Annotated in this window: 19 protein-coding genes; 7 read left to right on the top strand and 12 right to left on the bottom strand. The window is 72.4% G+C overall.

The genetic code is table 11. The features are described from left to right. Positions 1-33 precede the first annotated feature (33 nt). Entirely contained in the window at positions 34-729 is a 696-nt protein-coding gene (purQ, locus tag AAEP86_RS06865; protein ID WP_420370455.1) for a phosphoribosylformylglycinamidine synthase subunit PurQ, read from the bottom strand. A 5-nt stretch (positions 730-734) separates the two neighbouring features. Continuing rightward, positions 735-986 (bottom strand): phosphoribosylformylglycinamidine synthase subunit PurS, encoded by a 252-nt coding sequence (gene purS, locus AAEP86_RS06870; protein ID WP_420369795.1) that lies wholly within the window; start codon positions 984-986, stop codon positions 735-737. Positions 987-1,130: 144 nt separating this feature from the next. Between purS and AAEP86_RS06875 the strand changes: the two genes are divergently transcribed. Next, on the top strand, positions 1,131-1,739 hold the full coding sequence (locus tag AAEP86_RS06875) for a PadR family transcriptional regulator (RefSeq protein WP_420369796.1): 609 nt from the start codon (positions 1,131-1,133) through the stop codon (positions 1,737-1,739). Next, positions 1,736-3,424: a DHA2 family efflux MFS transporter permease subunit gene (locus AAEP86_RS06880; protein ID WP_420369797.1), complete on the top strand. Its 1,689-nt coding sequence runs from the start codon at positions 1,736-1,738 to the stop codon at positions 3,422-3,424. Before AAEP86_RS06875 ends, AAEP86_RS06880 begins: the two co-directional genes overlap by 4 nt. 137 nt (positions 3,425-3,561) lie before the next feature. Here AAEP86_RS06880 and AAEP86_RS06885 read toward each other — a convergent pair whose 3' ends face one another. Both AAEP86_RS06885 and AAEP86_RS06890 read right to left on the bottom strand, forming a co-directional pair. Further along, a complete protein-coding gene (locus AAEP86_RS06885; RefSeq protein ID WP_420370456.1) occupies positions 3,562-4,377 on the bottom strand; it encodes a cytochrome c oxidase assembly protein in 816 nt (271 codons plus the stop codon). Between the two features lie 144 nt (positions 4,378-4,521). After that, positions 4,522-5,829: an acyltransferase family protein gene (locus AAEP86_RS06890; protein WP_420369798.1), complete on the bottom strand. Its 1,308-nt coding sequence runs from the start codon at positions 5,827-5,829 to the stop codon at positions 4,522-4,524. 169 nt (positions 5,830-5,998) lie between these two features. Here AAEP86_RS06890 and AAEP86_RS06895 point away from each other — a divergent pair, with 169 nt between their 5' ends. Together AAEP86_RS06895 and AAEP86_RS06900 are read left to right on the top strand one after the other, a co-directional pair. Next, positions 5,999-6,454, top strand: coding sequence for a Fur family transcriptional regulator (locus AAEP86_RS06895; protein ID WP_420369799.1), 456 nt, complete (start codon positions 5,999-6,001; stop codon positions 6,452-6,454). A gap of 96 nt (positions 6,455-6,550) precedes the next feature. Next, positions 6,551-8,077, top strand: a complete 1,527-nt coding sequence (locus AAEP86_RS06900; RefSeq protein WP_420369800.1) for a catalase — start codon at positions 6,551-6,553, stop codon at positions 8,075-8,077. Between the two features lie 197 nt (positions 8,078-8,274). Here the strand turns inward: AAEP86_RS06900 and AAEP86_RS06905 are convergent, their stop codons facing one another. The 3 genes from AAEP86_RS06905 to AAEP86_RS06915 form a co-directional block, all read right to left on the bottom strand. Beyond that, positions 8,275-8,841, bottom strand: coding sequence for a GNAT family N-acetyltransferase (locus AAEP86_RS06905; protein ID WP_420369801.1), 567 nt, complete (start codon positions 8,839-8,841; stop codon positions 8,275-8,277). 108 nt (positions 8,842-8,949) lie between these two features. Next, positions 8,950-9,822, bottom strand: a complete 873-nt coding sequence (locus AAEP86_RS06910) for a VOC family protein (protein WP_420369802.1) — start codon at positions 9,820-9,822, stop codon at positions 8,950-8,952. A gap of 58 nt (positions 9,823-9,880) precedes the next feature. Continuing rightward, complete coding sequence (locus AAEP86_RS06915) at positions 9,881-10,657, bottom strand: SDR family oxidoreductase (protein ID WP_420369803.1); 777 nt, start codon at positions 10,655-10,657, stop codon at positions 9,881-9,883. Positions 10,658-10,851: 194 nt separating this feature from the next. On the opposite strand from AAEP86_RS06915, the gene AAEP86_RS06920 reads away from it, so the two are divergent. Next, positions 10,852-11,334 carry a hypothetical protein gene (locus AAEP86_RS06920; protein ID WP_420369804.1) on the top strand — a complete coding sequence of 161 codons (483 nt, stop codon included), beginning with the start codon at positions 10,852-10,854 and terminating at the stop codon, positions 11,332-11,334. Between the two features lie 88 nt (positions 11,335-11,422). After that, the gene (locus AAEP86_RS06925; RefSeq protein WP_420369805.1) at positions 11,423-12,238 is read left to right on the top strand and encodes a helix-turn-helix transcriptional regulator; all 816 of its coding nucleotides are present in this window, start codon (positions 11,423-11,425) and stop codon (positions 12,236-12,238) included. 35 nt (positions 12,239-12,273) lie between these two features. On the opposite strand, the gene AAEP86_RS06930 is transcribed toward AAEP86_RS06925, so the two are convergent. From AAEP86_RS06930 to AAEP86_RS06950, 5 genes are read right to left on the bottom strand one after another with little or no spacing between them, the layout of a single operon-like run. Further along, positions 12,274-12,597, bottom strand: a complete 324-nt coding sequence (locus AAEP86_RS06930; protein WP_420369806.1) for a hypothetical protein — start codon at positions 12,595-12,597, stop codon at positions 12,274-12,276. Between the two features lie 10 nt (positions 12,598-12,607). Next, entirely contained in the window at positions 12,608-13,234 is a 627-nt protein-coding gene (locus tag AAEP86_RS06935) for a response regulator (RefSeq protein ID WP_420369807.1), read from the bottom strand. After that, positions 13,231-14,448, bottom strand: coding sequence for a sensor histidine kinase (locus AAEP86_RS06940; protein ID WP_420369808.1), 1,218 nt, complete (start codon positions 14,446-14,448; stop codon positions 13,231-13,233). The genes AAEP86_RS06935 and AAEP86_RS06940 overlap by 4 nt, the downstream gene beginning before the upstream one ends. A gap of 59 nt (positions 14,449-14,507) precedes the next feature. Beyond that, positions 14,508-15,281, bottom strand: a complete 774-nt coding sequence (locus AAEP86_RS06945) for an ABC transporter permease (RefSeq protein WP_420369809.1) — start codon at positions 15,279-15,281, stop codon at positions 14,508-14,510. Further along, positions 15,278-16,210, bottom strand: a complete 933-nt coding sequence (locus AAEP86_RS06950; protein ID WP_420369810.1) for an ABC transporter ATP-binding protein — start codon at positions 16,208-16,210, stop codon at positions 15,278-15,280. The genes AAEP86_RS06945 and AAEP86_RS06950 overlap by 4 nt, the downstream gene beginning before the upstream one ends. Before the next feature lie 138 nt (positions 16,211-16,348). Here AAEP86_RS06950 and AAEP86_RS06955 point away from each other — a divergent pair, with 138 nt between their 5' ends. After that, the gene (locus tag AAEP86_RS06955; protein WP_420369811.1) at positions 16,349-17,542 is read left to right on the top strand and encodes a PP2C family protein-serine/threonine phosphatase; all 1,194 of its coding nucleotides are present in this window, start codon (positions 16,349-16,351) and stop codon (positions 17,540-17,542) included. The last annotated feature ends 60 nt before the right edge of the window (positions 17,543-17,602 follow it).

The raw sequence follows: 17,602 nt of genomic DNA on the forward strand, positions 1-17,602 counted from the left end.
TCACTGGAGTCGCTGGCTGGTCGGGGACGGCCGTCACTTGACGAGCGTCGACTCGATCACGGAGGTGAAGAAGGTCAGGCCGTCCGTGCCGGAGGCCATGGCCGCGGGGGTGTCCGGGCCGAACCCGGGCTCCGTCGCGTGCTCGGGGTGCGGCATGAGCCCCACGACGTTGCCGCGCTCGTTCGAGACGCCGGCGATGTCGTCGATGGAGCCGTTCGGGTTCACGCCGACGTAGCGGAACACGACCTGGCCGTTGTCCTCGATGCGCTTGATCTCGTCGGCGTCGGCGACGAAGCGGCCGTCGGCGTTCTTCAGCGGGATGGTGATCTCCTGCTGGGCCGTGAAGCCGCTCGTCCACGCCGTCGCGGTGGTCTCGACGCGGAGCTTCTGGTCGCGCCGGATGAACTGCTGGTGGGCGTTGCGGGTGTGTGCGCCGGGCACGAGCCGTGCCTCGGCGAGCATCTGGAACCCGTTGCAGATCCCGAGCACGGGCATGCCCTTGCCCGCCGCGTCGACGACCTCGGCCATGATCGGCGCCTTGGCGGCGATCGCGCCGGCGCGGAGGTAGTCGCCGTAGGAGAACCCGCCCGGCAGCACGATGGCGTCGACGCCCTGCAGGTCGTGGTCGCCGTGCCAGAGGGCGACGGGCTGGGCGCCGGCGAGGCGGACCGCGCGCTGGGCGTCGCGGTCGTCGAGGGAGCCGGGGAAGGTGATGACGCCGATGCGCATCCGGGTCACTGGCCTTCGACGGTCACGGACACGACGTCCTCGATGACCGCGTTGGAGAAGACGTCCGCGGCGATCTCGCGCACCTCGGTGAGCTTCGCGTCGTCGACGGGGCCGTCGACCGACACCTCGAAGCGCTTGCCGATGCGGACGTTGGTCAGGTCGGACTTGCCGAGCCGCGCGAGGGCGTTGCCCACCGCCTTGCCCTGGGGGTCGAGGATCTCGGCCTTCGGCATGACCTCGACGACGATCGTTGGCACGTGTTCACTCCAGCACTTGGGGGGTGGGTGGGACGGGAACAGTCTAAGCGGCGGGCGCGACGCGCCCGCACGCTTGTGGATGACTGTTCGAAGGCGTACATTCCAAGTCGAATAGTCGGGATCGAACACGGTCAGGAGGCTCGGATGGCGTCGCTCACGCCCCTCGCGTTCGCCGCGCTCGACCTCCTCAACGAGGCGCCGATGCACCCGTACGAGATGTTCCAGACGATGGTCCACCGGCAGGAGGAGCGGAACGTCAAGGTCCGCCCCGGCACGCTCTACCACCAGGTCGGGCGCCTCGCCGAGCTGGGTCTCGCCGAGGTCGTCGGCACCGACCGCGACGGCAACCGCCCGGAGCGGACGACCTACAGGATCACGGCGGCCGGACGCACGGCGCTCGCCGAGGGGCTGCGCCGCATGGTGGCCGAGCCCGCGGACGAGTACCCGGAGTTCCACCTCGCGCTGTCCGTGCTCGAGAACCTCCCGCACGACGAGGCGGTCGATGCCGTCCGGGCCCGGATCGTCGCGCTCGAGCACGAGCGCGACGAGTACGACCGCGCCGTCGAGCGCGTCCGCGCGAAGCAGCTCTCCGACCGCTACTGGCTGGACGTGTCGTACGTGCGTGCGATGCTCCAGGCGCAGATCGAGTGGCTCAGCACCACCGTCGAGCGCATCGCTCGCGGCGACATCCCCTGGGACGGCCCGGCCGTCCCGCACCAGACCTCCACGAACAGCAAGGAACCCACTCGATGACCTCCGCCAGCACCGCCGCAGACCTGGAACACGGGAAGAAGCCGTGGCCAGCGCTCTGGGCGCTCGTCGTCGGCTTCTTCATGATCCTCGTCGACTCGACCATCGTGTCCGTCGCGACCCCGACCATCGCCGAGAAGCTCGACGCCGACATCAACGCCGTCATCTGGGTGACGAGTGCGTACCTCCTCGCCTACGCCGTCCCGCTCCTCATCACCGGTCGGCTCGGTGACCGCTTCGGTCCGAAGGTGCTGTACCAGTCCGGGCTGGTCGTCTTCACGCTCGCCAGCCTCTGGTGCGGCCTGTCGGGCTCCATCGAGATGCTCATCGTCGCCCGCGTCGTGCAGGGCCTCGGCGCGGCGATGATGACGCCGCAGACCATGTCGGTCATCACCCGGATGTTCCCGCCCCAAAACCGTGGCGCCGCGATGGGACTCTGGGGTGCCGTCGCCGGTGTGGCCTCGCTCGTCGGCCCGATCCTCGGTGGCCTGCTCGTCGACGGCTTCGGCTGGGAGTGGATCTTCTTCGTGAACGTCCCCGTCGGCATCGTGGCGTTCGTGCTGGCGCAGCGCTTCGTCCCGCGGTTCGCCCACCAGGGCCACCGCTTCGACGTGCTCGGCATCGTGCTCTCCGCGGTCGGCCTGTTCCTGCTCGTCTTCGGCATCCAGGAGGGCGAGACCTACGACTGGGGCACGATCACCGGCCCGGTCACGGTCTGGTCGCTCATCATCGCCGGCATCGTCGTCCTCGCGGCGTTCGTCGTCTGGCAGGGCGTGCAGAAGGGTGAGCCGCTGCTGCCGCTCGGCCTGTTCAAGGACCGCAACTTCACCCTCGCGAACGTCGCGATCACGGCCGTCGGTGTGGCGATCTCGTCCTTCGCGCTGCCGATCATGCTCTGGGCCCAGGACGTCGAGAAGTTCTCGCCGACCGGTGCCGCGCTGCTCCTCGTGCCCCAGGCCGTGATCGCCGCCGGGTTGTCCCCGCTCGTCGGCAAGAAGCTCACCGTGTGGAACCCGCGGTGGGTCGCCGCCTTCGGTCTCGCGTGCTTCTCCGCCGCCCTGTTCTGGTTCGGGGCGCTGCTCGCCGGCGGTGCCGACTGGGGCTGGGTCCTCCTGCCGAGCGCGCTCCTCGGTCTCGCGAACGCCTGCATGTGGGGTCCGCTCTCGGTCTCGGCGACGCGCAACCTCCCGCCGCGCCTGGCGGGTGCCGGCTCCGGTGTCTACAACACCACGCGACAGATCGGTGCCGTGCTCGGGTCCGCGGGGATCGCGGCGCTCATCGAGGCACGGATCACGGCGAACTTCCCGTCGCAGACCGGCGGTGTCTCGGCCGGTGGCGCCGAGCAGCAGGTCGGCGGGCTGCCGGGCTTCCTGCTCCAGCCGTTCGCGACGGCGATGGGACAGTCCCTGGTCCTGCCCGCCGTGGTGCTCGTGATCGCGATCGTCGCGGCGTTGTTCCTGGCGAAGCCGAAGCAGACCGCCGGCTGGCAGCAGAACGGTGCGGCGCGCACCGAGCCGGACGCCGAGGGCAGCCGGACCGGTACACCCGCCGAGGGTGGTCACCAGGGCGACCCGGCGGCGCAGGGAGCACCGGCCGAGCACGGCGTCCACGCGGCAGCCGCCGCGCCGGCCACCGCCGAGGACGAGCTCGCCACGCTCGACCACCACGGCAAGCACGCCGGCGCCTGACCCCGCACCGACGGTCACGACGGGCCCCGGGCCGCTCGCACGAGCGGCCCGGGGCCCGTTCGCGTCCGCGGCGTCCGGCGTTGCCCGTCAGGGAATCCGAGCACTGCGCCGCCACGCGGGCCGCGTACCCGCGCCCCTCATCCGCGGCGCTGCAGGTGCGCCCGCGTCAGGGCCTCCATCTCCTCGTCGCTGAGGGCGTCGACGCTGCGCGCCTCACGGCGGTCGCTCCGCTGCCACCGGATGAACAGGGCGATGAGCACGGGGACGTCCGCGACCTCGGCGATGAACCAGAGCAGGTCCCCGGCGAGGTGTTGGTCGCGCAACGGCGACGGGAACCACGGCTGCCCGACGGCCTGCACGAGTGACCCGTCGAGCACGTGGTTCGTCACGCGCAGGACGATGCCGGGGACCGCGTCGGCGAGCAGCTCGACGAACGCGAGCAGGAACTCGACCGTGACGAACGTCGACGACCGCACGATGCCCGGTTCGGACAACGGGGTGAGCAACGCGAACCCCAGGACCGGCACCAGGACCGTGATCGCGGTGGCCCAGGTCCAGGACTCGCGGATGGTCGCCGCGAACGGGGTGAGCAGCACGCAGAACAGCGCGAGGGCGATGAGCGGCGAGACGATGGCGTTGCCGAGGAACCGTGCCGGACGTGACCGGAGCGCGGCGGTGGCGATGCGCGCGAGCCGAGCCGGGCCTCCCGAGCGGAGCAGGGAGACGGGCGCCGCCAGCGAGGCGAAGGTCGGGACCGCGAAGAACAGCAGCGCCAGCCGCAGCACGAACGCCCAGCGCAGCGCTCGGTCGTACTCGCCGACGATCCCGAACTGCAGGATGCCGAACAGGGTGAGGGCCGCGAGGAAGGCCGCCGATCGCCACCACGGCCACGGGGCACCGCGCCGCGCGGCACCCACCACCCACCAGCTGTAGGTCACCGCGGCGACGGCCATGAGCACCGCCGCCAGCGGATCGAGGTGCCACGTGCTCCAGAACTCGGGTGTCGACGGCGTGGTGGGCCTCCTGCGGTTCGTGCTGCCGAGACGATCCTCCGCCCGCAGCGTGCCGCGGGCGGCTCGTTCTCGGTGAGAACCGGTTCAGCCTCGCGCGGCGATCGACGCCGGCACGGTCCGCGTCAGGAGCCGGACGCCGATCGGCACGAGCACCGCGCCGCACAGCGCGACGCCGAACGACAGGTGCAGCTGCATGACGGCGAACGCCGGGCCGATGGTGCAGAGCGCGGCGAGGGCGATCACCGGCCACGCCGGACGGTCGGTGCCGGCCAGGAGCCGGGGGAGTGGGCGGTCCGAGCGGCGGAGTGCCCGTGCCACCCCGAGCGCCGCGGCGAGCAGCACGACCAGGGCGACGGCGCGGGTTGCCCACCAGGTCGCCGTGCCGGGCTCCGGGAACGGCAGCCCCACGAGCAGCGCGACGCCGTTCAGCGCGATGAACAGGGGCAGGTGCCAGAGGTAGATCGTCATGCCGTCCCGGCCGAGCAGGAACACGGTTCCCTGCGCGGCACGGGTGCGCATGAGCCGGGTCAGCGGCCCGTGCACGAGCTGGACGAGGCACGCCTGGCTCACCGCCAGGACCGCGAGGGGCAGCATCGGGGGGTTGAGGTCCTGCAGCATGTCCGGGGCCCAGAGGCCGATCGAGGTCACCGGCACGAGCAGTGCGTACCCCGCAGCGGCCACGACGACGAGGAGCAGGCGGGAGCGGCGGGCGAACCACCCGTCGGCCCACAGGAACCCGAGCTGCTGCGCGAAGAGCCACACCGGACCGAGGTTGAGCAGTCCCACCTCGGCGACACCGCTGGCGAAGCGGAGCGCGTCCACGGCCGCGGCCAGCACGAGCAGGGCGGCGAGGGTGCGCAACGGCGCGCGCTCGTGCAGGCGGACCATGAACGGCACGCAGCACTGCGTGATGCCGTACGCGGCGAGGAACCAGAGTGGCGAGCCGATGCCGAAGGCGACCTCGTCGAGGAGGTCCCGGGGCGTGCCCAGTGCCGTGGCCACGCCGAGTCCGACGGTGAGCACGGCGAACAGGGGGACCGCCGGTCGGAACAGCCGGACGAGTCGGCTCGCCACGAAGTCGCGCGCACCGCCTCCGCGGGCGACGGTGCTCCGCCAGCCCGTGGCGCTCGCGAACCCGCCGACGACGAAGAAGAGCGGCATGACCTGACCGATCCACGTCGAGGCGACGTACCAGGGCAGGTCCTGCAGTGGACTCGTGACCCCGATGCCGTCCGGGCCGGCGGACACCCCGACCATGGTGATGTGCACGAAGACGACGAGGACGACGCAGGCCGTCCGGATGAGGTCGACGACTAGGTCCCGCTCCGCGATGATCCCCCGGACGTCCTGAGCGCTGGTGGCCTGCTGCGGCAGGCTGGGCTGCTGGGACATGCGGGGACGCTAACGCGATTCGGCCGTGCCCAGGGTGCATCCCGGCCGATCGCGACCGGATCGTGACACATCGTATTCCGGAACCGGCATGCGTCGCGTTCACGGGGACGACGGACCTCTGGTGTACAGTGGCGGCGTTGTCTTGATCCCTGCAAAAGAGAGGCCCCGCATGGACGTCGACGCCGACCTGCTCCGCTCTTCCGGGCTCAGGGTCACGACACCTCGCCTCGCGGTCCTCCGGGCGACCGCGACGATGCCCCACGCCACTGCGGACGACATCGTCACCGCGCTCGCCGCGGAACTGCCGACGACGAGCCACCAGGCCGTGTACGGGATCCTCGGGGCGCTGACCGGCGTCGGACTCGTCCGCCGCATCGAACCGGCCGGCAGCCCGGCGCGGTACGAGCGGCGGACCGGTGACAACCACCACCACGTGGTCTGCACCCTGTGCGGCGCGATCGAGGACGTCGACTGCGCCATCGGTCACGCACCCTGCCTGACCCCGTCCGAGACCCACGGCTTCGCGGTCACGACCGCCGAGGTCACCTACTGGGGCATCTGCGAGCGCTGCGCAGCGGCCGAACGCGACGACGCCGACACCGACCCGCTCCCCGTCACGGCGTGACGCACGCCACCGGTCCCGCCGACGCGGCCGGACCGGTTGGCCCACCGACAACCCGAGCATCCTGACCGCACCAACCGTTCCACCTGAGGAGGAACCGTGTCCGACCAGAACACGACCGGCCAGCCGGCCGGCACCCCCACCACGACGACCAACTCCGGCGCCCCCGTCTCGAGCGACCAGCACTCCATGGGTGTCGGCGCCGACGGCCCCCTCGCGCTGCACGACCACTACCTGGTGGAGAAGCTCGCCCAGTTCAACCGTGAGCGCGTCCCGGAGCGCGTCGTCCACGCCAAGGGCGGTGGAGCATTCGGTACCTTCACCGTCACGCAGGACATCAGCCGGTACACCCGCGCCGCGTTCCTGCAGCCGGGCAAGCAGACCGAGATGCTGGCGCGCTTCTCCTCCGTCGCCGGCGAGCAGGGCTCACCGGACACCTGGCGCGACCCGCGCGGCTTCGCGCTGAAGTTCTACACCGAAGAGGGCAACTACGACCTCGTCGGCAACAACACCCCGGTGTTCTTCATCCGCGACGGCATCAAGTTCCCGGACTTCATCCGCTCGCAGAAGCGCCTGCCCGGGTCGCACCTCCGCGACCACGACATGCAGTGGGACTTCTGGACCCTGTCGCCCGAGTCGGCGCACCAGGTCACGTGGCTCATGGGCGACCGCGGCCTGCCGTCGTCGTGGCGGCACATGGACGGCTTCAGCTCGCACACCTACCAGTGGATCAACGCCGAGGGTGAGCGCTTCTGGGTGAAGTACCACTTCCTCACCGAGCAGGGCCACGCGACCCTGACCCAGGAGGACGCCGACCGCATCGCCGGCGAGGACGCGGACTTCCACATCCGCGACCTCCACGAGGCCATCGAGCGCGGCGACAACCCGCGCTGGACCCTCAAGGTGCAGGTCATGCCGTACGAGGACGCTGCGAGCTACCGCTTCAACCCGTTCGACCTGACGAAGGTGTGGCCGCACGCGGACTACCCGCTCATCGAGGTCGGCACGATGGAGCTCAACCGCAACCCGGAGAACTACTTCGCGCAGATCGAGCAGGCCGCGTTCGCGCCGTCGAACTTCGTGCCCGGCATCGCCGCGAGCCCGGACAAGATGCTCCTCGCGCGCATCTTCAGCTACGCGGACGCCCAGCGGTACCGCGTCGGCACGAACCACGCGCAGCTGCCGGTGAACGCCCCGAAGAACGAGGTCCACTCGTACTCGAAGGACGGCGCCATGCGGTTCGACTTCCAGAAGTCCGAGGTGCCCGTGTACGCGCCGAACTCGCTGGGCGGCGCGCACGCCGACCCCGCGGCGACGGACGAGACGCCCGGCTGGGAGTCGGACGGTGCGCTGCAGCGTGCCGCGGCGACGCTGCACCCCGAGGACGACGACTTCGGCCAGGCCGGCACGTTGGTCCGTGAGGTCCTCGACGACGCCGCCCGTGAGCGTCTGGTCGGCAACATCGCCGGTCACGTCTCGAAGGTGACGCGCGACGACCTGCGCGAGCGCGTGTTCGCCTACTGGACGAACGTCGACGCCGACCTGGGCGCGCGTGTGCGCGCCGCGGTCGCGCCGAGCGCGCCGGGTTCGAACGAGGACCCGGAGAAGGTCGCGGTCGAGGCGTAGACCTCGCTCCACCCCTGACGGACGGGAGGCACGGTGCCAGCTGGCACCGTGCCTCCCGTCCGTCGTGTGGTGCGGTCAGACCTGCTGCCCGTTCAGCCGGATCGGGCCGGCTTCGTGGGGCTGTCCAGTCCTCGGGTCAGACCTGCTGCCCGTTCAGCCAGATCGGGCCGGCTTCGTGGGGCTGTCCAGTCCTGGGGTCAGACCTGCTGCCCGTTCAGCCAGATCGGGCCGGCCGGCCAGTCCTCCAGTCGCTCCGCGACCGGCAGGACCATCCAGCCACCCTGTTCGGTCTCCGAGATGCCCGCACCGTCCGCGGTGAAGGCCGAGAACGTGCCCACGGCGCCGTCGATCTCGTGCCAGCCCATGCGTGCGTAGAACGGGACGCGGTTCTCCCCGGCGCCGAGGAACCCGTACGGCACCCGGAGCCCCTCGAGCACCGCGTGCGTGCGGGTCATCAGCTCGCGCCCGACCCCGGTGCCCTGCAGTCGAGGCGACACGGCGACGACGCCGGTGTCGCCGACGAGCACGTCTTCGCCGCCGACCGTGATGAACATGCGGCGGATGCCGACGTGAGCGAGGACGACGCCGTCCTCGCTCCGGCCGATCACCCGCCGCTCGGGCTGCATGCCCGCGTAGTCGCGTCCGCCCACGTACCAGTGCGACCAGTCGGGGAAGGCCTGCCCGAGCAGCGCTGCGATCGCTTCGTGGTCGGCGAGCGACAGCGTGCTCTCCTCGACCACCTCCCACCGGATGTCATCAGTCACGCACCCATCCTGCCGGAGCGGGTGCGCGCGGGTGTCTGGACTCGCGTCGGCGGACGCTTCCGGTGCGCAGGACCGGTGGGGGTGTCCGCGGGGCCGGGCGGGCCGCGGTCAGCCGCGACCGGGCGCGGTCACCTCGATGCGGTTCGCCCACGGGTCCTCGAACGCCACCGTCCGGCCGTCGTCGGCGGTCTGCACCCCGGTGTCGTGCATGCGTGCGACGAGCGCCCCGAGGTCGTCGGCGGCCGGGACCTCGATGCGGACGAGTCCGAGCCCGAGCGCCTGCTGGCGACGGCCGGCCCCACGTGAGTTCCAGGTGTTCATCGCCATGTGGTGGTGGTAGCCGCCGGCGCTGACGAACAGGGCCTCGCCCCAACCCGCGGTCGTCGCGAAGCCGAGCGTGTCGACGTAGAACTCCTTCGCGGTGGCGACGTCGCCGACGGACAGGTGCACGTGGCCGACGCGGCCGGGGCGCACCGCGGCGGACTCGAGGGCCGAGGACGTCAGGTGCTCCTGCAGGAACGCGTTCGGGTCGACGTACTTCGTGTCCATGTCGACCATCCCGTGGGTCCAGGACCACTCGGTGCGGTCGCGGTCCCAGTAGAGCTCGACGCCGTTGCCCTCGGGGTCCTGGAAGTAGAACGCGTTGCTCACCAGGTGGTCGGCGCTGCCGGTGAAGGTCTGCGGGTACTTCGTCGCGACGGAGTACAGCGCCGCGGCGAGGTCGGCCCTGGTGTCGAAGAGGATCGCGGTGTGGAACAGTCCGGCGTCGTGTGGTCCGGCGTGCCGCATCGCCGGCGCGTGCTCGAGGACGACGATCGGCGTCGAGCCGCGGCCGAGCACGGCGACACCGGCCTCGTTCGACAGCAGCGCGAGCCGGACGCCGTCGCGGTAGTACCCGATCATCCGGTCGAGGTCGGCGACCCGGAGCGTGACGGCGCCCATCCCGGTGTCCGGGGCGAGGAGGTCCTGCGTGTGCTGCATGCCACCAGTGTGCGCCGATTTGGTTGACGCGTCAACCAAATCGGCCTGCGCCGTGTGCCTACTTCGCGCTGAACCCGCCGTCCGACTTCAGCAGCTGCCCGTTTACCCAGCCGCCGTCCGGTCCGCACAGGAACCCGACCAGCGCCGCGGTGTCGGCCGGCGTCGACGGACGACCCCCTGGCGTCTGCGCGACCACGGCGTCCCGGACCTCGTCGGTCATCCACCCGGTGTCGTTCGGCCCCGGGTTGACGACGTTCGCACTCACGTGCACGTCCGCGAGCTCCTGCGCCGCACCGACGATCAGCCGGTCGAGCGCGCCCTTGCTCGTGCCGTACGGCAGGTTGAACGCGACGTGGTCGCTCGTCAGGGCCACGATCCGGCGTCGGTCTCCGGGTGCGGGAGCGCCGGCGCGCAGTCGCGCCGCGTACGCCTGCACGATGAGGAAGGGGGCGCGCGCGTTCACGGCCATGTGCCGGTCGAAGGACTCGAGCGTGGTGGTCGCGAGGTCGGAGTCCACCGACTCGCAGTGCGACATGACGACCGCCGTCACCGGCACGCCGGCCTCCGTCTCGGCGCGGCCCACGAGGGCGGCCGCCTGTTCCGGGTCGGCGAGGTCGACCGGGAGGCGCGTTACCCGTGCACCCGCGTGCTCACAGCCGGCGACGACGTCGTCGATCCCGTCCGGATCGGCGGCTCCGTGCACCCGGACGTCGTAGGGGCTCCACCACGACAGGGCCAGGTCCCAGCCGTCGGTCGCCAACCGCAGCGCGAGCGCGGCACCGATCCCGGCGCGTCGACCGACACCGGTCACCAGGGCGAGGGGTCGCTGGGACATGGGTCGTGCCTCCTGTCCGTCGGTCGCAGCGGTGCGCCGACCCTCCCAGCCTGGCAGCGCACCGGCCCCCTCGGCGACAGCGCCGCGCGCGAGCAGGCCAGGATGGGGGCATGCCACGGACCCGAGGACCAGCCGGACGCACCGACGGCCGCGGCCGCGGCCGTCCCGATCGCACGACGGTTCCGCTCGGACAGATGCGCGACCGGACGTCGTCGTACATCTACGGCAACATCACCGTCCTCGCCGTCGCGATCGCGGCCGACCCGGAGCAGGTCCGGCACGGCTCCGCGGTCCTCACGGTGCTCGCCACGGCGGTCCTCACGTACCTCGCGCACGTCCTGTCGCACCTCGTGGCGCACGGCCTCGGCGACGACGGGACGGCGTCGGACGAGGCCCGGCGCGAGTCGGCCGCGACGATCGCACGCAACGCCAACCCGATCGCCACGTCCGGGCTCATCCCCGCGGTGCTGTACGCCGCGGCCTGGGCCGGCTGGCTGCCGGCGGAGTGGGCGCAGATCGCGGCGACCGCCATCCTGGTCGTCCGCATCGGGCTGGTCGGCGTCGTCGTGCAGCGCCTCGGGGGCGGGCGCCCGACGTTCCTCGGGCTCTGGGGCGGGGTCGTGCTGGCCGCGGTGGCGTTCGTCATCGGTGCCGTCAAGGTCGTGTTGACCCACTGATCACGGCCCTCCCCGGGCGGGTCGGGTTCCCGCGACGCGCCCACGTGTGCGACGGTGTCCCCGGACCGTCGTCGACCGGAGGGCTGCCGTGACGTCAAGCGAACCGACATTCGAGTACGAGTCCGGCGGCGACGACGACGTCTCGATCCACCGGATCCGGACCGAGGGTCCGCAGTCGGGCACCATCGGGCCGCGCCCGCACCACGTGGTGTTCGTCCTCACCGACGGACACGCCACGCTGTCCGACGACGGGGGCAGCACCTGGGAGGTGCCCGCCGGTCGGCCGATGATCCTGTCCGCCCCGGTGGCGTATGCGTTCGACACCCGGGCGACCGGGATGACGCTCCTCCACGTCGCGCCGTCGGCCCTCGGCGACGCGGACGAGCCCTCGGTGTTCGTGCAGCCCGAGCCCGACGACCCCGGCGTCGAACCGCTCCTCGCCCTGCTCCGCGAGGTCGCCGACCGCATCGTCGACCCGACCCTCGACGCCGACGAGCGCGCCGCGCTGAACCGGCGCGTGACCACCGTCGTCACCTCCACGTTCACCCGCTCGCGCTCCGACGTCGAACACCGGCTGCGGCGCGCGATCCGGTTCGTCCACGACCACGCGGGGGAGCCGATCGACGTCGCCGACATCGCCGCCGGCGCCGAGCTGAGCGAGCGCGGCCTGCAGGACCTCTTCCGGCGCCGCCTGGCCGTGACACCCATGCGGTACCTGCGCGAGGTCCGACTCGACCGGGTGCACCTCGAGCTGACGGCTCCCGGGGGTGGCATCCGGACGGTCCGGGACGTGGCACACCGGTGGCAGTTCGCGCACCTCGGACGGTTCGCGGCGCACTACCGGCAGCGGTTCGGGGAGAGCCCGAACGAGTCGATGCGCCGGGCCGGTCGCACGTTCGGCTGAGGCGGCTCAGCAGCCCGTCGTGCGCCCGCGGTGGCTCAGCAGCCCGTCGTGGTCAGGGTGACCGCGGCGACCTCGCCGTTCGACACCGTGGTCTCCTGCGGGCAGAGGTCCTTCGCCCGGACGGTGACGTGCCCGAGCGGGACGCCGGCGAAGGACGCGGTGCCGCCGGGGAAGACCCGCTGGTGCTCCGACATCTTGCCCGTCTCGGCGGTGAAGACCTCGACCTCGTAGGCGTGGTCCGCCGCGTTGGACGACACCGTGACGGACACCTGACCGGTCGAGTCGTGGGCGCCGCAACCGGCGAGGGTCAGCGCGGCGGCGACACCGAGGAGGAGCACGGGAGCGACACGACGGAGCACGCGCCCAAGGCTACGCCGTGCCGAGCAGCCACCCGTTGTCGGCCGCGACCCGCAGCGCCTCGGTCGCATTCCGCGCGGCGGTCTTCCCGATGGCCGACGACAGGTGGTTCCGGACCGTGCCCTCGGACAGGTGCAGCGTGCCGGCGACGCCCGCCACGGTCGGTGCCGTCCGGAAGGCGATGAGGACGTCGGTCTCCCGCGGGGTGAGCGGTGACGGGCCGGCGGCGAGGGACTCCGCGGCGAGGACGGGGTCGACGACACGGAAGCCGCCGGCGACCCGGCGGACGGCGTCGGCGAGCTGTTCGGCCGGGGTGTCCTTCACGACGAAGCCGGCGGCGCCGGCCTCCAGCGCGCGCCGGAGGTAGCCCGGGCGACCGAAGGTCGTGACGATGAGGGAACGGCACGTCGGCAGCTCACGCGCGAGGGTCGCCGCCGCCGTGAGGCCGTCCGCCCCGGGCATCTCGACGTCGAGCAGGGCCACCGTGGCACCGGACGCCCGGGCGGCGTCGAGCACGTCGTCGCCGCGGGCGACCTGGGCGACGACCTCGATGTCCCGTTCGAGCGAGAGCAGCGAGGCCAGGGCACCACGGACGAGCGCCTGGTCGTCGGCGAGGAGCACCCGGATCTGGTCGGTCACCGGGGACTCCTCTCGACCCGCAGCAGGAAGCCGCCGAGGTCGCTCGTCCCCGTGGTCAGGGTCGCCCCGACGGCGTCCGCCCGTTCCCGCAGGCCGCGGAGTCCGTTGCCGCCGAGCACCGCTGCGGTCGACGGGGGAGCGAGCACCCCGGTGCCGTCGTCCTCGACGGTCAGCGCCGTCCGGGTCAGCGTGACCCGGACCCGGCTGGCGGCCGCGTGGCGCAGGATGTTCGTGACGCCCTCGCGGAGCACCCACGCGAACAGGCTCCGCACGTCGTCCCCCGCGACACGGCCGTCGTCGGGCAGCGTCGCCGTGATCGCGGCGGCGGTCAGCGCGGCCCGGGCGGAGCGGACCTCGGCGTCCAGGTCGGCCTCGCGGTACCCGCTGACGGCCCGCCGCAACCCCTGCAACGCCTCTCGCGCGAGGCGTTCGACGTCCTGCATCTCGACGCGCGCGCGGGTCGGGTCGACCTCCGCGAGGCGGACCGCGAGCTCGGACTTCATCGCGACGACGGTGAGGGAGTGGCCGAGCACGTCGTGCAGGTCACGCGAGAACCGTGCGCGTTCCTCGACCACCGCGAGACGGGTGATCTCGTCCTGCGCGACGCCGAGTCGTTGCTCCGCTTCGCGCTGCCGACCGAAGAACAGCATCGACGCCCCGACGGACACGGTGATGACCGGCGCGAAGAGGATGCCGCTGTCCACCGCGGTGTCCCAGCCCGTGCTCACGGCGACGAGGAACTGCGCACCGACGATGCCGAGCACGACCACGCCTGCCACCCAGAACCGCTCCGCGACGAAACCGGAGAGCGCGGCGACGAGCAGCCACGTCCACACCGCGAGCGGCCCGACGACGAGGAGCAGCAGCCCGGCGAGCAGGGCCACCCCGGCGAGGACCACGACGCGACCGCGGAGGCTCCGGCGCCACATCAGCTCCGGCGCGAACAGGTAGGCGGCGTAGACGACGGCCAGCGCGACGGACGAGACCACGTGCGCCCGGAGGCTGCGGCCGTCGGTCCACACCGCGATGACCTCGAGCACCTGCCAGAGGAGCGCGAACACCGCGCCGGCGTACCACCGGCGGCGGCCGACGCGGATGTCGTCGTCGCTCGCCTCCGGCGGGACGGCCCACGGGAACGAGCGCGGCGACGGCCGGGAGGCGCGTGGTGCGTCCTCCGCACCACGCGCCTCCGCCGTTCTGCTCGCCCCGGACATCGGTGCCAGCGTAGGGCCGTCGGTCCCCGTCGTGCGATCGGGCACGGTCGCGCGGTCCGTCATTGGCGCGCGGCGTCGCGGCGGTACCGCCACACGATCACGGCGGACAGCGCGAGCGCCCACCCGGCGAGGACCATCGCGGGCTCGGTCATGCCGGTCGTCCCCGTGGCCCCGGCGCCCATCTGCCCGATGCGGTTCAACCAGTACGAGGGCAGCAGGTGCGCGACGGTGCCCATCCAGTCCGGCATCACGCTGAGCGGGACCCAGAGGCCGCCGAGGATCGCGAGGCCCATGAACACGACCATGAACAGGGGTTGGGCGAACGCCGGCCTGGCGAACTGCCCGATCAGGATCGCGATGAGCGCGAACGGGACCACGCCGCACCAGATGCCGACCGCGGCGGCGATCCAGTGTCCGGCTCCGAGGGAGGCGTGCAGCCCGAGCACCGCGACGAGCACCGTCACCGCGATCGACACGGCCGCGAAGGCCATCGCGGCGATCACCTTCGACACCAGGAAGCCCCACCCGGACAGCGGCGTCACGCGGAGCTGCCGGTTCCACCCGACCGAGCGCTCGTTGACGATCGCGAACGCCTGGCTGAGCGCGGCCATCATCCCGCCGTAGGAGGCCATCTGCAGCGTCGTGACCACGAGGTACTGCAGGTGCGTGGCCGGGTCCTGCTGCCCGCCGAAGGCGGAACCGAAGACGAGCAGCATGACCACGGGGACGGCGAAGGTGAACACCATGGCGCGGACGTTCCGGAGCTGCCGCTTCGTCTCGAGGTACACGTAGCGGAGCGGCAGTCCGCCGACGGTGGCGGTGGTCGTGGTCATGCGAGGACTCCCTCGGGCATCGTGTCGGTCGGGGCGGCAGGGTCGGCGGTGAGCGCGAGGAAGGCGTCGTCCATGGTCGAGGCGACCACCTGGACGTCGTGCGCGTGCGGGAACGCGGCGAGGAGGGCCCGGAGCGTGTCGTCGCTCCGGTCCGACCGCAGCGTGACGGAGTCCTGCCGCGCCTCCAGGCTCCGGACACCCGGCAGCCCGCGCAGCGCGACGTGTGCGTCCGGTCCGACCCCGGAGAACCGGACGACGCGGGTGGCGGTGACCGCCTTGATCTCGGCGGGGGAGCCGTCGGCGACGACGCGTCCGGCGCGCATGATGACGATGCGGTCCGCGAACGTGTCGGCCTCGTCGAGGTGGTGGGTCGCGAAGACGACCGTCCGCCCGGCCTCGGTGAACTCCCGCATCGACGACCAGAACGTGTGCCGCGCCTCGACGTCCATGGCGGCCGTGGGCTCGTCGAGCACCAGCAGGTCCGGGTCGGACACCACCGCGACCGCGAAGCGCGCTCGCTGCAGCTGCCCACCGGAGAGCTTGTTCACCCGGCGGTCCGCGATCTCCGAGCACCGCGCGCGGCGGAGGGCCTCGTCGACCGGCATGGGGCGACGGTGCGCGGCGGCGACGAGGGCCACGGCCTGCCGCACGGTCGTGTCGGGCAGCAGCGCTCCGCCCTGGAGCATCGCGCCGACCCGACCGGCGACGACGGCGGCCCGCGGCTCCTCGCCGAAGAGCAGCGCCGCACCGTCGGTCGGGGTGGAGAGACCGAGCGCGAGGTCGACCGTCGTGGTCTTGCCGGCGCCGTTCGGACCGAGGAGGGCGACGACCTCGCCCCGACGGATCGTCAGGTCGACGCCGTCCACCGCTGCCACGGTGCCGAAGCGCTTGCGGAGGCGGCTGAGCTGGATGACCGGTGTGTCGTTCATGGTGTCCACCTTCGTGCGCCGCACGACGGGGGATCCGGGCCGGACGTCACGATCCCGGCATGACATCTGTCATGGGACGGCGTGCGTCCTCCGTACTGGGGACACACCGCTGTCCGGAAGGCGCGTTAGCGTGGAGGCATGCACTCCGAGCCCGCTGTCTCCGACCGGCCGACCACGGACGGCGCCCGGCGAGCGGCGCTCCTGGCCGCGCTCGACGTGGTCGAGGGCGGGGCGGAGGAACGGTTCGACCGCATCACCCGCATCGCACGAGAGGCCTTCGGCGTCAGCGGCTCGTTCCTCAACCTGGCGGGCACCGACGCGGTCACCATCAAGTCGCAGCAGAGCGACGACGCCTTCGGACCGACGATCCCGCTGCAGGACACCTTCTGCGGTCGCACCCTCGCCGTCGACGGCCCGGTGGTGGTCCCGGACGCGCGTGCCGACTCCCGGTACTCGGACATGCCGATGGTCGTCGACGACCCGAACGTCCGCTTCTACGCCGGCGTCCCGCTGCGGGCGGGCGACGACCACCTCAAGGTCGGCACGCTCTGCCTCATCGACCCGGCGCCGCGCACCCTCGAGGCCGACGACCTCGCCCTGCTCGAGGAGCTCGGCGTGTGGGCCGAGCGCGAACTCGCCGCCGGTGCCGACGAGGACCGCCTGCGTTCGGTGCTGACCGGCCTCGAGCCGTCGCCCGTCGAGGTGCCCGGCTACCGCATCGGTGGCATGTCGGTCCCGCACGGCGTCGTGTCCGGCGACTTCCACGACTGGCACCGCGACGGCGACGAGCTCGTCGTGACCGTCGCCGACGTCATGGGCAAGGGCATGTCCGCCGGGCTCCTCGCCGCGACGATCCGCGGTGCCCTGCTCGCGCGCGGCTCCGAGCCCACGCCCAGCGCGGTGGCCGCGCTCGAAGCGCAGGTCGGTCCCGACCTCAGCCGCGCCGAGTCGTTCGCCACCATGTTCCACGGACGCCTGACTCCGGCGACCGGGCGGATGGAGTTCACCGACGCCGGGCACGGTCTCGTCATCCAGCTGCACGCGGACGGCACCGAGACCGTCCTGCGCTCCTACGACCTGCCGATCGGACTGCACCCCGTGGGGGCCGACCGGGTGACGGGATCGCTCGAGCTCGAACCCGGAGACGTCCTCGTGCTCGTCAGCGACGGCGCGCTCGAGCTGTGGGACTCCACGCTCGCGTCGCTCGGGGCGCTCGGCGCGATGTGGCGTGACGCTCCCCGGATCGACACGTTCCTCGGGCGGGTGCGGGCGCGTGCGCTCACGCACGACCCGGGCGACGACCTGACGGTCGTGGTGGTCGCGCGCGACTGAGGCCGTGGGACCCCGCGCGACCGCCCGCGTGGCGCGTCGGCCGCCCGGCCGTGCGCCGGC

The sequence above is a fragment of the Curtobacterium sp. L1-20 genome, assembly GCF_048755855.1.
Classification (GTDB): Bacteria; Actinomycetota; Actinomycetes; order Actinomycetales; family Microbacteriaceae; genus Curtobacterium.